Origin of the sequence: Streptomyces sp. NPDC000229, assembly GCF_040300825.1 — a bacterium.
Taxonomy (GTDB): domain Bacteria; phylum Actinomycetota; class Actinomycetes; order Streptomycetales; family Streptomycetaceae; genus Streptomyces.
The window spans coordinates 1-16,191 of record NZ_JBEPEL010000066.1 but is presented as its reverse complement, the minus strand read 5'-3'; the positions used below and the strand labels follow the sequence as shown (position 1 = coordinate 16,191).

The 16,191-nt window shown below is 69.1% G+C and carries 17 protein-coding genes; 12 read left to right on the top strand and 5 right to left on the bottom strand.

The genetic code is table 11. The features are described from left to right. The first annotated feature begins 15 nt into the window (after positions 1 to 15). The 7 genes from ABT360_RS26405 (at position 16) to ABT360_RS26375 (ending at position 7,326) form a co-directional block, all read left to right on the top strand. A complete protein-coding gene (locus tag ABT360_RS26405) occupies positions 16 to 1,260 on the top strand; it encodes an MFS transporter (protein ID WP_351821371.1) in 1,245 nt (414 codons plus the stop codon). 5 nt (positions 1,261 to 1,265) lie between these two features. Then, a complete protein-coding gene (locus tag ABT360_RS26400; protein WP_351821368.1) occupies positions 1,266 to 1,844 on the top strand; it encodes a flavin reductase family protein in 579 nt (192 codons plus the stop codon). 48 nt (positions 1,845 to 1,892) lie between these two features. After that, complete coding sequence (gene hppD / locus ABT360_RS26395) at positions 1,893 to 2,957, top strand: 4-hydroxyphenylpyruvate dioxygenase (RefSeq protein WP_351821365.1); 1,065 nt, start codon at positions 1,893 to 1,895, stop codon at positions 2,955 to 2,957. A 52-nt stretch (positions 2,958 to 3,009) separates the two neighbouring features. After that, positions 3,010 to 3,927 (top strand): phytanoyl-CoA dioxygenase family protein, encoded by a 918-nt coding sequence (locus tag ABT360_RS26390; RefSeq protein WP_351821362.1) that lies wholly within the window; start codon positions 3,010 to 3,012, stop codon positions 3,925 to 3,927. Further along, on the top strand, positions 3,927 to 4,832 hold the full coding sequence (locus ABT360_RS26385; protein ID WP_351821359.1) for a prephenate dehydrogenase: 906 nt from the start codon (positions 3,927 to 3,929) through the stop codon (positions 4,830 to 4,832). Before ABT360_RS26390 ends, ABT360_RS26385 begins: the two co-directional genes overlap by 1 nt. A 3-nt stretch (positions 4,833 to 4,835) precedes the next feature. Further along, positions 4,836 to 6,170, top strand: coding sequence for an aminotransferase-like domain-containing protein (locus ABT360_RS26380; protein ID WP_351821356.1), 1,335 nt, complete (start codon positions 4,836 to 4,838; stop codon positions 6,168 to 6,170). A 61-nt stretch (positions 6,171 to 6,231) separates the two neighbouring features. After that, positions 6,232 to 7,326: an alpha-hydroxy acid oxidase gene (locus ABT360_RS26375; protein WP_351821353.1), complete on the top strand. Its 1,095-nt coding sequence runs from the start codon at positions 6,232 to 6,234 to the stop codon at positions 7,324 to 7,326. A gap of 329 nt (positions 7,327 to 7,655) precedes the next feature. On the opposite strand, the gene ABT360_RS26370 is transcribed toward ABT360_RS26375, so the two are convergent. The 3 genes from ABT360_RS26370 to ychF all read right to left on the bottom strand — a co-directional run bounded on the left by ABT360_RS26370 (position 7,656) and on the right by ychF (position 9,476). After that, on the bottom strand, positions 7,656 to 7,910 hold the full coding sequence (locus tag ABT360_RS26370) for a Txe/YoeB family addiction module toxin (protein ID WP_215154505.1): 255 nt from the start codon (positions 7,908 to 7,910) through the stop codon (positions 7,656 to 7,658). Continuing rightward, positions 7,907 to 8,191: a type II toxin-antitoxin system Phd/YefM family antitoxin gene (locus ABT360_RS26365; protein ID WP_215154503.1), complete on the bottom strand. Its 285-nt coding sequence runs from the start codon at positions 8,189 to 8,191 to the stop codon at positions 7,907 to 7,909. Before ABT360_RS26365 ends, ABT360_RS26370 begins: the two co-directional genes overlap by 4 nt. 196 nt (positions 8,192 to 8,387) lie before the next feature. Further along, positions 8,388 to 9,476 carry a redox-regulated ATPase YchF gene (gene ychF / locus ABT360_RS26360; protein WP_351821348.1) on the bottom strand — a complete coding sequence of 363 codons (1,089 nt, stop codon included), beginning with the start codon at positions 9,474 to 9,476 and terminating at the stop codon, positions 8,388 to 8,390. Between the two features lie 173 nt (positions 9,477 to 9,649). On the opposite strand from ychF, the gene ABT360_RS35415 reads away from it, so the two are divergent. After that, positions 9,650 to 10,375, top strand: coding sequence for a DUF6542 domain-containing protein (locus ABT360_RS35415; RefSeq protein WP_444852328.1), 726 nt, complete (start codon positions 9,650 to 9,652; stop codon positions 10,373 to 10,375). 23 nt (positions 10,376 to 10,398) lie between these two features. On the opposite strand, the gene ppgK is transcribed toward ABT360_RS35415, so the two are convergent. Together ppgK and ABT360_RS26345 are read right to left on the bottom strand one after the other, a co-directional pair. After that, on the bottom strand, positions 10,399 to 11,139 hold the full coding sequence (gene ppgK, locus ABT360_RS26350) for a polyphosphate--glucose phosphotransferase (RefSeq protein ID WP_351821345.1): 741 nt from the start codon (positions 11,137 to 11,139) through the stop codon (positions 10,399 to 10,401). 55 nt (positions 11,140 to 11,194) lie between these two features. Beyond that, positions 11,195 to 12,193 carry a 4-hydroxy-3-methylbut-2-enyl diphosphate reductase gene (locus ABT360_RS26345; protein ID WP_351821342.1) on the bottom strand — a complete coding sequence of 333 codons (999 nt, stop codon included), beginning with the start codon at positions 12,191 to 12,193 and terminating at the stop codon, positions 11,195 to 11,197. A gap of 64 nt (positions 12,194 to 12,257) precedes the next feature. On the opposite strand from ABT360_RS26345, the gene ABT360_RS26340 reads away from it, so the two are divergent. The 4 genes from ABT360_RS26340 (at position 12,258) to ABT360_RS26325 (ending at position 15,957) form a co-directional block, all read left to right on the top strand. Next, positions 12,258 to 13,640 (top strand): APC family permease, encoded by a 1,383-nt coding sequence (locus ABT360_RS26340; protein ID WP_351821339.1) that lies wholly within the window; start codon positions 12,258 to 12,260, stop codon positions 13,638 to 13,640. A 128-nt stretch (positions 13,641 to 13,768) separates the two neighbouring features. Further along, positions 13,769 to 14,998 carry an exodeoxyribonuclease VII large subunit gene (xseA, locus tag ABT360_RS26335; protein ID WP_351821336.1) on the top strand — a complete coding sequence of 410 codons (1,230 nt, stop codon included), beginning with the start codon at positions 13,769 to 13,771 and terminating at the stop codon, positions 14,996 to 14,998. A gap of 10 nt (positions 14,999 to 15,008) precedes the next feature. Then, positions 15,009 to 15,239 carry an exodeoxyribonuclease VII small subunit gene (locus tag ABT360_RS26330; RefSeq protein WP_351821333.1) on the top strand — a complete coding sequence of 77 codons (231 nt, stop codon included), beginning with the start codon at positions 15,009 to 15,011 and terminating at the stop codon, positions 15,237 to 15,239. A gap of 127 nt (positions 15,240 to 15,366) precedes the next feature. Next, on the top strand, positions 15,367 to 15,957 hold the full coding sequence (locus tag ABT360_RS26325; RefSeq protein WP_351821330.1) for a malonic semialdehyde reductase: 591 nt from the start codon (positions 15,367 to 15,369) through the stop codon (positions 15,955 to 15,957). Positions 15,958 to 16,191: the final 234 nt, after the last annotated feature.

The window sequence follows — 16,191 nt, the reverse complement described above, 5'->3', positions numbered from 1 at the left end:
GGAGCACCCAATCTGATGACCACGCGATCACGGCTGCACCAAAGGCTTTTCGCCTGCGGTGTTCTCCTCGGAATCGTCGCAGAGCAGATGCTTTTGTTCGCCGTACCTCTGCTCATCTTTCAGGACACCAAGGACGTATCTGCTCTCGGATTCGCTTATGTGATCGAGTGGCTTCCGGCCCTGCTTGCGTATCCGTTCGCCGGGCTCCTCGCCGACCGGGACGGCGGCGCACGGCTCTTCCGCTTCGTCACCGCCGGCCGGGCCGTCGTCCTCATCGGCGCCCTCGTCGGCTGCCTGGCCGCCCCTTCCCTGCTGACGCCGATCCTGATGACCTCAGGGGCGCTGCTTTCCCTCTTGATGGCGCCGGTACGGATGTCCGTCGAAAAGGTGGTGCCGCAACTGGCCAAGGGCACGGAGCTGGCGAAGATCCAGGGGCTGGTCCAGAGCATGGAAGTGTCGGCGATGGCCGTCGGCCCCGCCCTCGCCATGCTGGGCGTGGCGTTCATCGACAAGATCTGGCTCCTGGGCGGCGCGGCGGCGCTCTTCCTCGCGGCGGCTGCCTGCTGGCTCCCCCTGCCTCGCGGGCTGCGGTCGCCCAGCAGCGGTGGAGCGCGCGAGACGCTTGCCGAGCTCCGCCTGGGCTGGTCACTCCTGGGACGCAGCCGGCCGCTGGTCCTGCTGGCCGCGCTCAACTTCTCGATCAACCTGGTCTTCGCGACGGTGCTCAGCGCCAACGCCGCCCTTGTCACGGGAGTGTTCCACGCCCCCGAGTCGACGTTCGCCCTGCTCAACATCTGTGTCGGCGTACTCGGAATCGTCAATCTCCTGGCGATCCCCATCCTGCTCAAATACGTCGACGTTCGGATGCTCGGAATATTCGGCCTCGCTCTCCTCTGTGTTTGCCTGCTGTTCATCGGATTCGCTTCCTCAATGCTGCTGTATGGTGTGGCATTCGTCGCGGCAATGCTCGGCGTGACCTACTTCAATGTGTTCAATCGAACGCAACGGATCAAGGTCCTGCCCGAGGAGCACCTGGGCAAGGTGATGGGGCCGTTCTATCTGCTCAATATGCTGGCCCTGCCCATCGCCGGCCTTCTCGTAGCCGGTTTCGGATCCAGCGTGGGCCCGCAAGGACTTGTCGCCGTACTGGCGATAGCACTCACAGGATTCGGCGCGATCATGCTGCCATTGACGGTGCGTGCCTTCGGTCGCGCAATTGCGGCACGAGAGGCAGCTCTTGTGAACGCGAGCGCAGAATAATAACAATGGGTCATGACGACGGTCTCTTCAGAATCAAATCACAAGCTGTTCCGCGGAGGAACTTGATGGACGTGGGTCCTGCACGGTTCAGCGAACTCTTCGGCTCGTTCCCGACCCCGATTGCGATTGTCACGGCAACGGATGGGAACGGTGAGCCGTTCGGATTCACCAGTAACGCGGTGTGCGCCGTTTCGGCAGCCACACAAATGCTGCTAATATCCGTGGGCAAGGGATCCCGCACACTGCCGGCGATCATGTCGTCCCAGGCGTTCGCGGTGAACTTCCTCTCTGCTTCCGGGCGGGCCGCCTCACAGGTATTCGCGAGCAAGGCCACAGACAAGTTTGCGAATTTGAAATGGCAGCCTTCAGCCATCGCGGAAGGCGCGCCGCTGCTCCTCGACATCGCACTCAGCTATGCGGAATGCAGGGTTGAGAATGCGATCGAGGTGAGCGACCACTGGCTCTTCATCGCCCGTGTGGAAGGCGCCGGAGTATTCGCTCGCGAACCATTGCTTTACCGCAGGGGCGACTACGGCGTCTGGTCGCTGCAGAACGCCGACGCAGAAGAAATGTCGGCCATTTAACAAGGAATCAGCTGTCGCCTGTCGATAATTCAAACAGAAAGGCATGGCATGGATATCGGAGCCGTAGACCACGTCGAGTTCTACGTCGGGGATGCCCAGCAGTCCGCGTTCTACCTCTGCACCGCGTTCGGCTTCCGCGTCTGCGGGCAGGCCGGCCCCGAGACCGGGCAGGCCGACCACCGCTCGCTGCTGCTGCGTCAGGGCGGTATCGAGATCGTTCTCACGTCCGCCCTCAGACCGACCCACCCGGCGGCGGCCTATGTGGCGCAGCACGGCGACGGCGTCGCCAACATCGCGTTCGAGGTCACCGACGCGGCCAAGGCGTTCGCCACGGCGGTGGAGCGGGGCGCCACCCCGGTCGAGCAGCCCGTGGTCCACAGCAAGGACGGCACCGAGGTGGTCACCGCGTCGGTCCTGGGCTTCGGGGACGTGGCGCACCGGTTCGTCCAGCGGACGGGAGACCGCGAGCAGTTCCTGCCCGGCGTCATGGACATCATCGCTCCGGATCCCGACGAGGGTGAGCGCCTCCTGAGCACCGTGGACCACGCGGCGATCTGCCTGCCCGCGGGCAGCCTCGGTCCCACGGTCGCCTTCTACGAGAAGGTCTTCGGGTTCTCCCAGATATTCGAGGAGTTCATCGAGGTCGGCAGCCAGGCCATGGACTCCAAGGTGGTGCAGAGCCCGTCCGGGAAGGTCACCTTCACGCTGATCGAGCCGGTGACCGACCGGGAGCCCGGCCAGATCGACACCTTCCTGGCCCGCCACGGCGGCGCCGGCGTACAGCACCTGGCACTGCTGTGCGACGACATCGTCGGCACCGTACAGACCCTCGAGAACCGGGGCGTCAAGTTCCTCCAGACGCCGAGTTCCTACTACGACCAGCTTCAGGAACGCTTCGCGCGTCCGAACCTCCAGGTGGAGGATCTGCGCCGGACCAACGTACTGATCGACGAGGACCACTGGGGCCAGGTGTTCCAGATCTTCACGCAGTCCCAGCACGTACGGAAGACGTACTTCTGGGAGGTCATCGACCGGCACGGCGCCCGCACCTTCGGCAGCGGAAACATCAAGGCGCTCTACGAGGCGGTGGCCCGCGAGAAGGCCGCCTCCTGACGCGGTTGCCTCGCGCATCCGTCCACCGACCTACGTACTTGTGAGGAAGACCATGACCGTTCAGGACACCCGGACTTTCGCCCTGACCGACGAGGAACTCGGCCTCCTTCCGTCCGACGAGGACGTCGCCTTCTACGCCGAGCACGGCTGGTACCTGTCGAAGAAGCTCTTCACCGACGAGGAGGTCGAGCAGCTGGAGGCCGCCAGCGAGCGCTTCTACGGCGGCCATCGTGACCGGACACTGCCGGTCCGCCCGCCCAAGCTGGCGTACTGGGAGCCGGAGCACGGCCCCGTTCAGCGGCACAACGACTACATCCACTACGAGGACGACACCATCGGCCGCATCCTGCGCAAGCCGCTGCTCGGTGCGGTTGCGGCACGGCTCGCCCAGGCCGAGCAGATACGGGTGTTCCAGTCGACCCTCATCTACAAGCCGCCGGTGGCGGAGGAGCAGTCGAACATCGTGCCCTGGCACTTCGACCGGCACTACTGGGCCACGTCGACCTCCGAGCGGATGCTGACGGCGTTCATCCCCTTCCACGACTGCGGTGAGGAGATGGGCACCATCACGATGGTCGACGGCAGTCACGTATGGAAGGAGGCGTCCGAGAACGACAGCACCTCCCTCCACTTCGCCGAGCGCGACCGCAGCGAGCTGGAGCAGATGCTCGAGGAGAACGCCGCCTACAACGGAGTCGAAGTCCGCAAGATCCCGGTCTTCATCCCGAAGGGGCACGTGAACTTCCACCACTGCCGCACCTATCACGGCAGCGGGGCCAACGTCAGTGACCGTCCGCGCCGGGCCATCTCGTTCCACCTGCAGGACGGCGAGAACCGGTACCGCGAGTTCTTCCGCTCGGACGGCACCCGGGTGTCCTACAACCACGACGTGCTCGTCCGGCGCACCGCCGAAGGCACTCCGGACTACAGCGACCCCGAGTTCCTCCCCCTGCTGTGGAGCGAACACTGATGCGCAGTGCCGCAGTGGTCGGAACCGGCCTGATCGGTACATCGATCGCCCTGGCCCTCCGGGGCCGGGGTGTGACCACCTACCTGATCGACACGAACTCCGAAGCGGCGCGTGTGGCCGCCGATCTCGGGGCCGGTATCGCGGAGAGCCCTCGTGAGCCGGTCGATCTGGCGGTCATCGCGGTGCCACCGCAGCACGTCGCGGCGGCGCTCAAGGCGCATCAGCAGCTCGCGCACGACTTCACGGACGCGGCGAGCGTCAAGGAACTGGTCCAGCAGGAGGCGGCCGAGGCCGGCTGCGACCTGACGCGCTTCGTCGGCGGGCACCCGATGGGCGGCCGGGAGCAGTCCGGGCCACTGGCGGCGAGGGACGACCTGTTCCAGGGACGGCCCTGGGTGCTGACCCCCTCCCCGAAGACCCGGCTCCAGACCATCGAGCGGGCAAAGACGCTGGCCGAGTTGTGCGGAGCCCGTCCGGTCGTGATGGCCCACGCGGAGCACGACCGGGCGGTCGCGCTCACCTCCCACACCCCTCATCTGGTGTCGAGCCTGCTCGCGGCACGTCTGCTGCACGGCGACCCGTCCCAGCTGGGGCTCGCGGGACAGGGGCTCCAGGACGTGACCCGTCTCGCCGGAGGCAGCGTCGACCTGTGGACCGACATCCTCGGGTCGAACGCCGTGGCCGTCGCCGACGTCCTCGCGGAGTTCGCACACGACGCGCACCTGCTGGTCGACGCCCTGCGGGCGTTGGGCACCGCCCGGGAACCGGAACAGCGGCGTGCCCCTCTGGAGCGGCTGTCGGCGGCCCTGCTCCGCGGTGTACAGGGCCGGGCCCGGATCCCCGTACGCAGCACGGGCGGGCTCAGCCTGAGCACGGCCTACGCGACCGCACCGAGCGGGGGCTGAGCGGTGACTCACACTGCACCGCCGCTCGCGCAGGCCCTGTCGCTCGCCGAGCTGCACGGTTCGCTCAGTGACCCGGTCCTCGATGCGATGAACTTCCTCAACGAGGTCGTCGGCCGCTTCCCGGACGCCATCTCCCTGGCTCCCGGGCGGCCGACCGAGGGCGAGTTCGAACCGGAGGACCTCGCACACCATCTGCTCACGTACACCACGTACTTGGAGAAGGAACTCGGCTGGTCCCGTGAGCGGGTGAGAACCCAGCTGTTCCAGTACGGGCGCACCAACGGGATCATCCACGAACTGATCGCCAGGACGGTCGCCAACGACGAGGGAATCCAGGTCCCGCCGGAAGCGATCGTGGTGACCACCGGTTGCCAGGAAGGCATGCTCCTCACCCTGCGGGCGCTCTTCGCCCGGCCTGAGGACACTCTGCTGGTCAGCTCACCGTGTTACGTGGGCATCACGGGTGCGGCCAGGCTCCTGGGAATCCGGGTGCGCCCCGTACCCGAAGGCCCCGGCGGCCCCGACCCGGAAGCCGTGCTGGCGGCTGTCCGTGCCGCCAGGGAGGCCGGCGAACGCCCGCGGGCCTTCTACGTGGTCCCGGACTTCGCCAACCCCTCAGGGGCGAGCATGAACCTCGCGGCCCGGGAGCGCCTGCTGGAGGTGGCCGCGGACGAGGACCTGCTGGTCCTGGAGGACGACCCTTACGGGTTCTTCGTCCGGACCGGAGCGGCCCGCCCGACACTGAAGGCCCTCGACCACGGCCGACGCGTGGTGCATCTGGGTTCCTTCGCCAAGACGGCGCTGCCCGGAGCCCGAGTGGGCTACGTCATCGCCGACCAGGAAGTCATCGGTCCGGCCGGCCGGCGCTCCCTGCTCGCGGACGAGCTGTCGAAGATCAAGAGCATGACCACGGTCAACACCTCGGCCGTCAGCCAGGCCGTGATCGGCGGACTGCTCATCGAGAGCGACTGCCGGCTCCGCGAGGCGAACTCCCGGGCGATCGCCTACTACCGCACCAATATGAACACGATGCTCGACGAGTTGGAGCGGCACTTCCCCGCGAAGCGCCGGGCGGAGCTCGGCATCTCGTGGAATCGTCCGGACGGCGGCTTCTTCGTCGTGGTCGATGTCCCCTTCGCCGCCGACCACAGCGCCCTGGAGCTCTCCGCACGCGCCTTCGGCGTGCTGTGGACCCCGATGTGCGACTTCCACCTGGACGGTGGTGGCACCCACCAGCTGCGCCTCTCGTGCAGTTCCCAGAGTCCGGAAGTGATCACCGAGGGCATCGGCAGGCTGGCCGCCTTCATCACCGCGCAGGTCACCGGCACAACCGCCTGAGGCGGGTGACGGCCATCCATGTGCGCAATCCATTGACCGTACGGAGAACGGAGAACGAGTGGTGCTGGCGCTGCATGCGTACGAGGCAGCGGCCAAGGAGCGGTTGCCGGGACCGGTATGGGACTTCCTTGCGGGCGGCAGCGGCACCGAGTCGATGCTGACGGCGGGACGAGAAGCTCTGGACCGCATTCAATTGCGGCCGCGTTGTCTCGTCGATGTCTCCCGCTGCGACTCCCGCACCGAACTGCTGGGTGCGCAGCTGGCGGCTCCGTTGGGCATCGCCCCCATGGCCTACCATCAGCTCGCCCACCCGGAGGGCGAGGTGGCGACGGCCCGCGCCGCGGGCGACGCCGGCGCACTGCTCACGGTCAGCATGTTCGCGAGCCGGACCCTCGAGGACATAGCCGCCGCGGCGAGTGGCCCCCTGTGGCTTCAGCTCTACTGGCTCAAGCGCCGTGAGCTGATGGTGGACCTGATCCGCCGGGCCGAGTCCGCCGGCTTCCGGGCGTTGGTGCTGACGGTCGACGCCCCCAGGGTCGCGTTTCGCCCGCGGGACGCCGTCAATGGGTTCGCGGTGCCCCCCGGCATACGAGCGGTCAACCTGTCCTCGGAGGTCATGGCTGCGTCCCATGGGAGCCGGGACGGAGAATCGGCCATCGCCAGACACTCGAAGGAGCAGTTCGACCCCTCCATCACCTGGGACGACCTCGCCTGGCTGCACCAAGTGACGTCCCTGCCGGTGGTGTTGAAGGGCGTACTCACCGGAGAGGACGCCCAACTGGCCGTCAAGCACGGCGTTTCCGGACTGATCGTCTCCAACCACGGTGGTCGCCAGCTCGATTTCTCCAGGAGCGCCCCGGAGTGCCTCACCGAGGTCGTGGATGCCGTGGCCGGAGGATGTCAGGTCATTCTCGATGGGGGCATCCGGCATGGTGCCGACATAGCCAAGGCCCTCTGCCTGGGCGCGGACGCGGTGATGACGGGGCGCCCGGCTCTCTGGGGCCTTTCGCATTCCGGTGCCGAGGGGGTCGCGGGGGTCCTGCGCCTGCTCATCGACGAGTTCGAGGAGGTCATGGCCCTGATGGGGGCGCCGACAGTCGCCGATTTCGGGCGGTCCGGAGTCTCCTCTCCCCTGTGCGGCCATCCTTCTCCCTGACAGTGCCTGTTCGGCGGCACGTGCGGATCGAGATGACGGGCCCAGCCGACGCGTTCGACGCCATCGCCCGCCAGCTTTCCTCCGCCAGTGGCGTCAGCGGCCATGCCGAGCGCGAACCCACGCCCGAACAACTCCGGCTCGTCGACGAAGCCGCTCCTCTGCTCCAAAATCTCGCTGAAGTACCTGTCGGCGCAATCGTTCACCACCTTGTCGAGATCCATGAGCACGTCCTCGACCTCCGCCCCCAGGAGGCCCTGCTCGCCGTACGAGACCTTCCTGGAATCCGCACATTGCAGGGCGGTGTCCCGGCCTCTGGCGCGGCCTGGAGATCAGTAGTGATAGCGAGCCGCAAGAATGACGATTTCCTTGTCCGTGACCAGATAGACGAGGCGGTGCTCGTCGTCGATCCGTCGCGACCATGCTCCGGGCAAGTGGTACTTCAGCGGCTCGGGCTTACCGATCCCCGTGAAGGGGTCACGCTTGGTGTCCTCGATCAGCTTGTTGATCCGAGCGAGCATCTTGCGGTCGTTCTTGAGCCAGGACGTGTAGTCCTCCCAGCCCTGATCTTCGAAGACGAGCCTCACGCGGCACCCTCACGTGCCGCATCCGGCGAGTCGGGGTCGATCAGCTCCCGCTCGGACACGTTGGTGTTGGCCAGGGCGTTCTCGTACGCCTTGAGCAACCGGCGAGCGTTCGCCGGAGAGCGCAGGAGGTACGAGCCTTCGCGTAGCGCCGCATAGTCCTCGGCCGAGACGAGCACCGCATTGCCGTGCTTGGAGACGATCTCGATGGCCTCGTGATTGTCGTTGACCTTCTTGATCAGCGGAAAGAGCGCCTTGCGGGCTTCGCTCGCAGTTATGGACATGACCTACCCTTTCCCGATAGTGGTACCGAATAACGTACCACTGCCAGCACTCTCGGGCGGAGTGACCACCTGACGAAGGACCAGGAATCCCAGCACCGTCCCAGCACGGGAAACAACAGGGGGTCGACTCCCCGGGAAGCCAACCCCCTACCACCTGTGCACTTGACGAAGCGCCTAGCTCGCAGTAACGAGCCGCTCACACGTTGAAGCGGAACTCCACCACGTCGCCGTCCTGCATCACGTAGTCCTTGCCCTCCATGCGCGCCTTGCCCGCCGCGCGGGCCTCGGCGACCGAGCCGGTTTCGACGAGGTCGGCGAAGGAGATGACCTCGGCCTTGATGAAGCCCTTCTGGAAGTCGGTGTGGATCACACCGGCCGCCTCCGGGGCCGTCGCGCCCTTCTTGATGGTCCAGGCGCGGGACTCCTTGGGGCCGGCCGTCAGGTAGGTCTGGAGGCCCAGGGTGTCGAAGCCGACGCGGGCGAGGGTCGCCAGGCCCGGCTCTTCGGCGCCGACGGACTGGAGGAGTTCCATGGCGTCCTCCTCGTCGAGCTCGGCGAGCTCGGCCTCGAGCTTGGCGTTCAGGAAGATCGCCTCGGCCGGGGCGACCAGGGCGCGCTGCTCGTCCTTGAAGGTCTCGTCCGTGAGCTCGTCCTCGTCGACGTTGAAGACGTAGAGGAACGGCTTGGTGGTGAGCAGGTGCAGGTCGTGCAGGAGCTCGGCCTTCTCGGAGCCCTGGACGATGCCCTGGGAGAAGAGGGTGTCGCCCTTCTCCAGGATCTCCTTGGCCGCCTCGACCGCCGCGACCTTCGGTGCGACGTCCTTCTTGATCCGGGACTCCTTCTGGAGGCGCGGCAGGACCTTCTCGATGGTCTGGAGGTCGGCGAGGATCAGCTCGGTGTTGATCGTCTCGATGTCGTCCTTCGGCGAGACCTTGCCGTCGACGTGGACGACGTTCTCGTCCTTGAAGGCGCGGATGACCTGGCAGATCGCGTCCGACTCGCGGATGTTCGCCAGGAACTTGTTGCCCAGGCCCTCGCCCTCGCTCGCGCCGCGCACGATGCCGGCGATGTCGACGAAGTCGACCGTGGCCGGCAGGACACGCTGCGAGCTGAAGATCTCGGCCAGCTTGGTGAGGCGGGCGTCCGGGACGCCGACGACGCCGACGTTGGGCTCGATGGTGGCGAACGGGTAGTTGGCCGCCAGCACGTCGTTCTTGGTCAGGGCGTTGAACAGGGTCGACTTGCCGACATTCGGCAGGCCGACGATTCCGATCGTGAGCGACACGTTGGCGACTTCCTAGAAGTGAGGAGGGTGGGCCGACCCCCCAGTTTACGGGCGCGGCGGAGCGGGCAGTGACGGCAGCCGGGGGACGACCACGGGGCGAACTCTCGGCCAAGGTCGTCCAAAGCGCGTGTCCCATGCCGGATTCCCGGCCCCCCGCGACCTACGTTGTCCAGGTGGAGCAGCACAGGAACAGTCCCCCTCAGCGCCGTCAGCGGGCGCAGTCGCCGCGCGGCCCGGCCGGCCCGGTGGCACCCGCCGCGTCGGCGGGCCCGTCGGCCCCGGGCGCCCTGCCCCAGGGCGCGCTCATCGACGGCGCGGGCGTCCGCCCCGTCGGAACTCGTCCGGCCGCCCGCCCCGGCACCAGGCCGGGCCCGGATGGCGGCGGCCGGCCCAGCGGCGGCCCGGGGGGCAAGCCCGGAAGCGGGCCCAGGCGGCCGGGCGGCGGTCCTGGGCGGCGCGGCACGCCGCCCGTGGTGCTCGCGCTGCGCCGGCTGCCCTCGCCCCGGCTGACCGGGCTCGGCGCCGGGCTGTTCGCCGCCGCGTCGATGTTCCTGCTCGGCTGCCTGGACTGGCTGCTGTTCGACGGTTCCCTGCTGGTGTACGGGCTGCTCTTCCTGCCCGTCAGCGCCCTGACCGCACTGTGGGTGCGGACCGCCGACCTGGTCACGGCACCGATCAGCGTGCCCATCGCCTTCGCCGTCGGGGTCGTACCGATCGCCGGGGGCACCGGCGGCCTGGGCGGTCGGATCATGGCGGTGGTCACCGCGCTCGCCGTGCACGCCGGCTGGCTGTACGGCGGCACGCTGGTGGCCGGCCTCATCACCTCTGTACGCAAAGTGCGGCAGATGGGGCGGCGGCAGCGCACCGCGGCCGCCGCCGCCCGGGCGACCCAGCGCTGACGTCCGTCCGGGAAGGACGGGCGTCAGCGGGCCGCGGCGGCCATCGCCGCGCCCACGATCCCCGCGTTGTTCTGCAGCTCCGCCGGGACGATCTCTGCGCGGACGCCCTTGATCAGCGGCAGGAACTTCTCCGCCTTGCGGCTCACGCCGCCGCCCACGATGAAGAGCTCCGGCGAGAACAGCATCTCGACATGGGCCAGGTACTTCTGCACCCGGTGTGCCCAGTCCTCCCAGCTCAGGTCCTTGTCGTCCTTGACCTTCGTCGACGCCCGCTTCTCGGCCTCGTGGCCGTCCAGCTCCAGGTGCCCCAGCTCCGTGTTGGGCACGAGCCTGCCGTCGATGAAGACCGAGCTGCCGATGCCCGTGCCGAAGGTCAGCACGATCACCGTGCCCTTGCGGCCGCGCCCCGCACCGAAGGTCATCTCCGCGATCCCGGCCGCGTCGGCGTCGTTGAGGATCGTGACGGGCAGGCCGCCGAGCCGGTCCCCGAGCATCGCGGCCGCGTCGACGCCGATCCATCCCTTGTCGACATTCGCCGCCGTACGGATGGTGGAGCCCGTGACGACACCGGGGAAGGTGACGCCGACGGGACCCGACCAGCCGAAATGAGCGACGACCTCGGCGACGCAGCCCGCGACACCATCGGGTGTCGCGGGCTGCGGTGTCAGTACTTTGTGGCGGGGCTCGGCCAGATCTCCGCGCTCCAGATCCACGGGAGCGCCCTTGATCCCCGACCCGCCGATGTCCACTCCGAAGACGTTCATGGACTCAACGTTACGGGGCGGCGCTGACAGTCACCGCGTTTCGTTCACCGCTTGTTCACTGCTTCTCCTGGAGAGCGGCGGCCTCGGCACGCAGGTCGCGGCGCAGTTCCTTGGGCAGCGAGAAGGTGATCGACTCCTCGGCGGCCTTCACAATCTCCACGTCCTCGAAGCCGCGCTGCGCCAGCCACTCCAGGACGCCCTCGACCAGCACCTCGGGGACGGAGGCTCCGGAGGTGACGCCGACCGTGGTGACGCCCTCCAGCCATGCCTCGTCGATCTCGTCGGCGAAGTCCACCAGGTGGGCGTCCTTGGCACCCGCCCCGAGCGCGACCTCGACGAGCCGGACGGAGTTGGAGGAGTTCTTCGAACCGACGACGATGACCAGGTCCGCCTCGGCGCCCATCTGCTTGACGGCGATCTGGCGGTTCTGCGTGGCGTAGCAGATGTCGTCGCTCGGCGGGGAGATCAGCTTCGGGAACTTCTCCTTCAGCTTGTCGACCGTCTCCATGGTCTCGTCGACCGAGAGGGTGGTCTGGGAGAGCCAGACGACCTTCGACTCGTCCCGTACGGTGACGTTCTCGACGTCCTCCGGGCCGTCGACCAGGGTGATGTGGTCGGGGGCCTCGCCGGAGGTGCCGATGACCTCCTCGTGGCCCTCGTGGCCGATCAGGAGGATGTCGAAGTCCTCATTGGCAAACCGGACGGCTTCCTTGTGGACCTTGGTGACCAGGGGGCAGGTCGCGTCGATCGTCGCGAGCTTCCGCTCGGCGGCTTCCTGGTGGACGGTCGGCGCCACCCCGTGCGCGGAGAACATCACGATCGACCCCTCGGGGACCTCCGCCGTCTCGTCGACGAAGATGGCGCCCTTCTTCTCCAGGGTCTGCACGACGTACTTGTTGTGCACGATCTCGTGCCTGACGTAGATCGGCGAACCGTACTGCTCCAGAGCCTTCTCCACGGCGATCACGGCACGGTCCACGCCCGCGCAGTAGCCACGCGGAGCGGCGAGGAGGACGCGCTTGTCGGACGACGGGCTGGCAGGCGTAGCAGTCATGTCCCCCATCGTAAGGGCGCGTATGAGCGGCCGAAGATCCGCCGGGTGGCTGAGACTGGGGGCCATGACCGGCACCACCCGGACGCGGGAGACGGACGAGCACAGCGGGCTGCGGCGGGAGCTGGGCTTCAGGGACCTGGTGGTCTACGGGCTGCTGTTCATCGCCCCCATGGCGCCGGTCGGCATTTTCGGCACCCTGGACGCCAGGTCCCACGGTGCGGTCGCCCTGGTCTATGTGGTGGCGACCGTGGCCATGGGGTTCACCGCTTTCAGTTACGCCCAGATGGTCCGGGTGGCCCCTCGGGCGGGGTCGGTCTTCGCGTACGCGCGCAAGGGGCTGGGCGAGGGGCCGGGGTTCGTCGCCGGGTGGATGGCGATGCTCGACTACCTGCTGATCCCGGCCGTGGCGTACCTCTTCGCGGGCATCGCCATGGAGGCGCTGGTCCCGGCCGTGAACCGGTGGGTGTGGACGGCGCTCGCGGTGATGGTCACCACCCTGCTCAATCTGCGGGGCGTGCGGGCGGCCGCGCGGGTCGGCTTCGCGGTGCTGGCGCTGGAGATCGCCGTGCTGCTGGTGTTCGTGGTGTCGGCGGTCGTGGTGCTGGTGCGGGACGGGGCGCAGCGCGGCTGGCTGTCGCCGCTGACGGGGGACGCCGGGTTCTCGCCGGCCGCGGTTCTGGGAGCCGTGTCCGTGGCGGTGCTGTCGTACCTCGGCTTCGACGCGATCGCCTCGTTCGCCGAGGAGGTCACGGGCGGGTCGGTGAAGGTGGCGCGGGCGGTGCTGTCCTGCCTGGTGCTGGCGGGCGTGCTCTTCGTGGCGCAGACGTACCTGGTGGCGCTGCTGGAGCCGGTGTCGTCGGCCCGGCTGGCGGCGGAGCCCGCACGGCAGGGTTCGGCGTTCTACGACACGGTGAACGCCTCGGTCGGGGGCTGGCTGCACGACCTGGTGGCGACCAGCAAGGCGATCGGTGCGGCGTTCGCGGCGCTGGCGGGCCAGGCGGCGGCGGGGCGGCTGCTGTTCGCGATGGCCCGCGACCGGCGGCTGCCGCGGGTGCTGGCGCGTACGGACGCCGGGGTGCCGCGCGCGGCACTGCTGCTGGCGGCGGCGGTCACCATGGTGGCGGCCGTGGGGGCGGCGCGGCGCGACGACGGGATGGACCACCTGGTGTCGGTGGTCGACGTCGGGGCGCTCACGGCCTTCGTGCTGCTGCACGCGAGCGTGGTGGGGTGGTTCGCGGTACGGAGGTCGGGGACGGGGGCGCCTCCGCACTGGCTCAAGCATGTGGTGCTGCCGGTGGTGGGCGCGGTGATCCTGGTCGCCGTCATCGCCGAGGCGGCCACCTCCGCCCTGGTGCTGGGCGCCCTGTGGCTGGCGGTGGGCCTGGTGGTGCTGGCCTTGCAGTGGGGCCGCCGGGAGGGCGAGCCCCGGGGGGACGCGGGGCGGTGAGACGGCGGGAGCGGACGCGGGGCGGTGAGACGGCGGGGGGACGCGGGGCGGCGGGGCGGGGCAGCCCGGTGGCGCGGAGGTGCGGAAGCGCGGGGGCGTTGTCGTAGGGGGCGCGTACGCTCGCCTGCATGGGTCTCAATACGTCTGCCGAAGCTCCCCTGCCCGTCGGTGAGGTGTCGCGGCTCATCGGGGGCTGGATCGACCGGCTCGGTGCCGTCTGGGTGGAGGGACAGATCACCCAGCTGTCGCGGCGGCCCGGTGCGGGGGTCGTGTTCATGACGCTGCGCGACCCGTCGTACGACATCTCGGTGAGCGTCACCTGCTACCGGCAGGTGTTCGACGCGGTCGCGGACGTGGTGTCCGAGGGCGCCCGGGTCGTGGTGCACGCCAAGCCGGAGTGGTACGCGCCGCGCGGGCAGCTGTCGCTGCGGGCCGCGGAGATGAAGCCGGTCGGGATCGGGGAGCTGCTGGCCCGGCTGGAGATGCTGAAGCGGTCCCTGGGCGCGGAGGGGCTGTTCGCGCTCGACCGCAAGAAGCCGCTGCCGTTCCTGCCGCAGCTGATCGGTCTGGTCTGCGGCCGGGCGTCGGCCGCCGAGCGCGACGTGCTGGAGAACGCGCGGCGGCGATGGCCCGCGGTCCGTTTCGAGGTGCGGAATGTGGCGGTGCAGGGCGTCCACGCCGTGTCGCAGGTGGTGCAGGCCGTCAAGGAGCTGGACGAACTGCCGGACGTGGACGTGATCGTCGTCGCGCGGGGCGGCGGCAGTGTGGAGGACCTGCTGCCGTTCTCGGACGAGCAGCTCGTCCGGGCGGTTGCCGAGTGCCGTACGCCCGTGGTGTCCGCGATCGGGCACGAACCGGACTCCCCGCTGCTGGACCTGGTGGCGGACCTTCGGGCGTCCACGCCGACGGACGCCGCCAAGAAGGTCGTCCCGGACGTGGGCGAGGAGCTGGACCGGGTGCAGGCGCTGCGCGACCGGGCGCTGCGTACGGTGCGAGGTCTGATCGACCGCGAGGAGCGCGGCCTGGCGCACGCGCTGGCCCGGCCCGTCATGGAGCACCCCCGGCGGATGGTCGAGGAGCGGGAGGCGGAGGTGGACGCCCTGCTGGCGCGCAGCCGCCGGGTCCTGGGCCACCTGCTGGACCGGGCGGACTCCGAGCTGACGCACACACGCGCGCGCGTGGTGGCGCTTTCCCCGGCGGCGACGCTGGAGCGTGGGTACGCGGTGCTCCAGCGGGCGGACGGGTCCGTGGTCCGGTCGCCGGAGGAGGTCGTCCCGGACGAGGAGCTCCGGGCCCGGGTCGCGCAGGGGGACTTCCCTGTGCGCGTGGCCGCCGACGCTGTCGTACCCCGCCCGTAGGGTGGTGCGCATGGCAGCGAACACGACGGAGACGGCGATCGGGTACGAGCAGGCACGCGACGAGCTGATCGAGGTCGTGCGCCGGCTGGAGGCGGGCGGCACGACGCTGGAGGAGTCGCTGGCCCTGTGGGAGCGGGGCGAGGAGCTGGCCAAGGTGTGCCGCCGCTGGCTGGAGGGCGCCCGTGCCCGCCTGGACGCGGCGCTGGCCGAGCAGGAGGCTCCGGCCGACCAAGGGGAGTAAGCCTCCGGAACCTGTGTGTGAGGGGCGTCACGGTACGCCTGGGCCGGGTTTGGTTGAAAGTTAACCTATCTCGGGCGTACGGTGGAGCACATCGCTTGATCCTTTGGACGCTCGAAAGGCACGCAGCATGTCCCTCGTTCTCGACCCCGCCGCGCAGGACCTTCTCTTCCGTGAGGCCCGCACCGCCAACGCCTTCACCGATGAGCCGGTCACCGAGGAGCAGGTCCAGGCGATCTACGACCTCGTGAAGTACGGCCCGACGGCCTTCAACGCGACGCCGCTGCGTATCGTCCTCGTCCGCTCCGCCGAGGCCCGCGAGCGCCTGATCCCGCACATGGCGGAGGGCAACCGCGCCAAGACCGCGTCGGCCCCGCTGGTCGCGATCCTCGCCGCCGACAACGAGTTCCACGAAGAGCTCCCGAACCTGCTCCCGCACTTCCCGCAGGCCAAGGACATGTTCTTCGCGGAGCGCCCGGTCCGCGAGCAGGCCGCCGGTGTCAACGCCGCGCTCCAGGCCGCGTACTTCATCGTGGGCGTCCGGGCCGCCGGCCTCGCCGCCGGCCCCATGACGGGCTTCGACTTCGCGGGCGTGCAGAAGGAGTTCCTCGACGACGACCACACCCCGCTGATGATCGTCAACATCGGCAGGCCGGCCGAGGACGCGTGGTTCCCGCGCAGCCCGCGCCTGGCCTACGACGAGGTCATCACCACCGTCTGACGACGACCGCACGACGCGGCACACAGACCGACGGCCCCGAGCACCATCCCCCCTGGTGCCCGGGGCCGTCGCCGTTTCGTCGGCGCGTGCCGTCGCCGTCCACCGCGGTCAAGCCCGGCCGTCGCCCGCGGCCGGGCCCCGCGCTCAAGCCCCGCCGCCCGGCCCGCGCTCAAGCCCCGCCGCCCGGCCCGCGCTCAAGCCCCGCCGCCCGGCCCGCGCTCAAGCCCCGCCGCC

Coding starts and splice junctions, on each gene's coding strand:
- ABT360_RS26405 (WP_351821371.1), top strand. CDS start 16: ATGACCACGCGATCACGGCTGCACCAAAGGCTTTTCGCCTGCGGTGTT.
- ABT360_RS26400 (WP_351821368.1), top strand. CDS start 1,266: ATGGGTCATGACGACGGTCTCTTCAGAATCAAATCACAAGCTGTTCCG.
- hppD (WP_351821365.1), top strand. CDS start 1,893: ATGGATATCGGAGCCGTAGACCACGTCGAGTTCTACGTCGGGGATGCC.
- ABT360_RS26390 (WP_351821362.1), top strand. CDS start 3,010: ATGACCGTTCAGGACACCCGGACTTTCGCCCTGACCGACGAGGAACTC.
- ABT360_RS26385 (WP_351821359.1), top strand. CDS start 3,927: ATGCGCAGTGCCGCAGTGGTCGGAACCGGCCTGATCGGTACATCGATC.
- ABT360_RS26365 (WP_215154503.1), bottom strand. CDS start 8,191: ATGTCCATAACTGCGAGCGAAGCCCGCAAGGCGCTCTTTCCGCTGATC.
- ppgK (WP_351821345.1), bottom strand. CDS start 11,139: ATGAACGTCTTCGGAGTGGACATCGGCGGGTCGGGGATCAAGGGCGCT.
- ABT360_RS26345 (WP_351821342.1), bottom strand. CDS start 12,193: ATGACTGCTACGCCTGCCAGCCCGTCGTCCGACAAGCGCGTCCTCCTC.
- ABT360_RS26340 (WP_351821339.1), top strand. CDS start 12,258: ATGACCGGCACCACCCGGACGCGGGAGACGGACGAGCACAGCGGGCTG.
- xseA (WP_351821336.1), top strand. CDS start 13,769: ATGGGTCTCAATACGTCTGCCGAAGCTCCCCTGCCCGTCGGTGAGGTG.
- ABT360_RS26330 (WP_351821333.1), top strand. CDS start 15,009: ATGGCAGCGAACACGACGGAGACGGCGATCGGGTACGAGCAGGCACGC.
- ABT360_RS26325 (WP_351821330.1), top strand. CDS start 15,367: ATGTCCCTCGTTCTCGACCCCGCCGCGCAGGACCTTCTCTTCCGTGAG.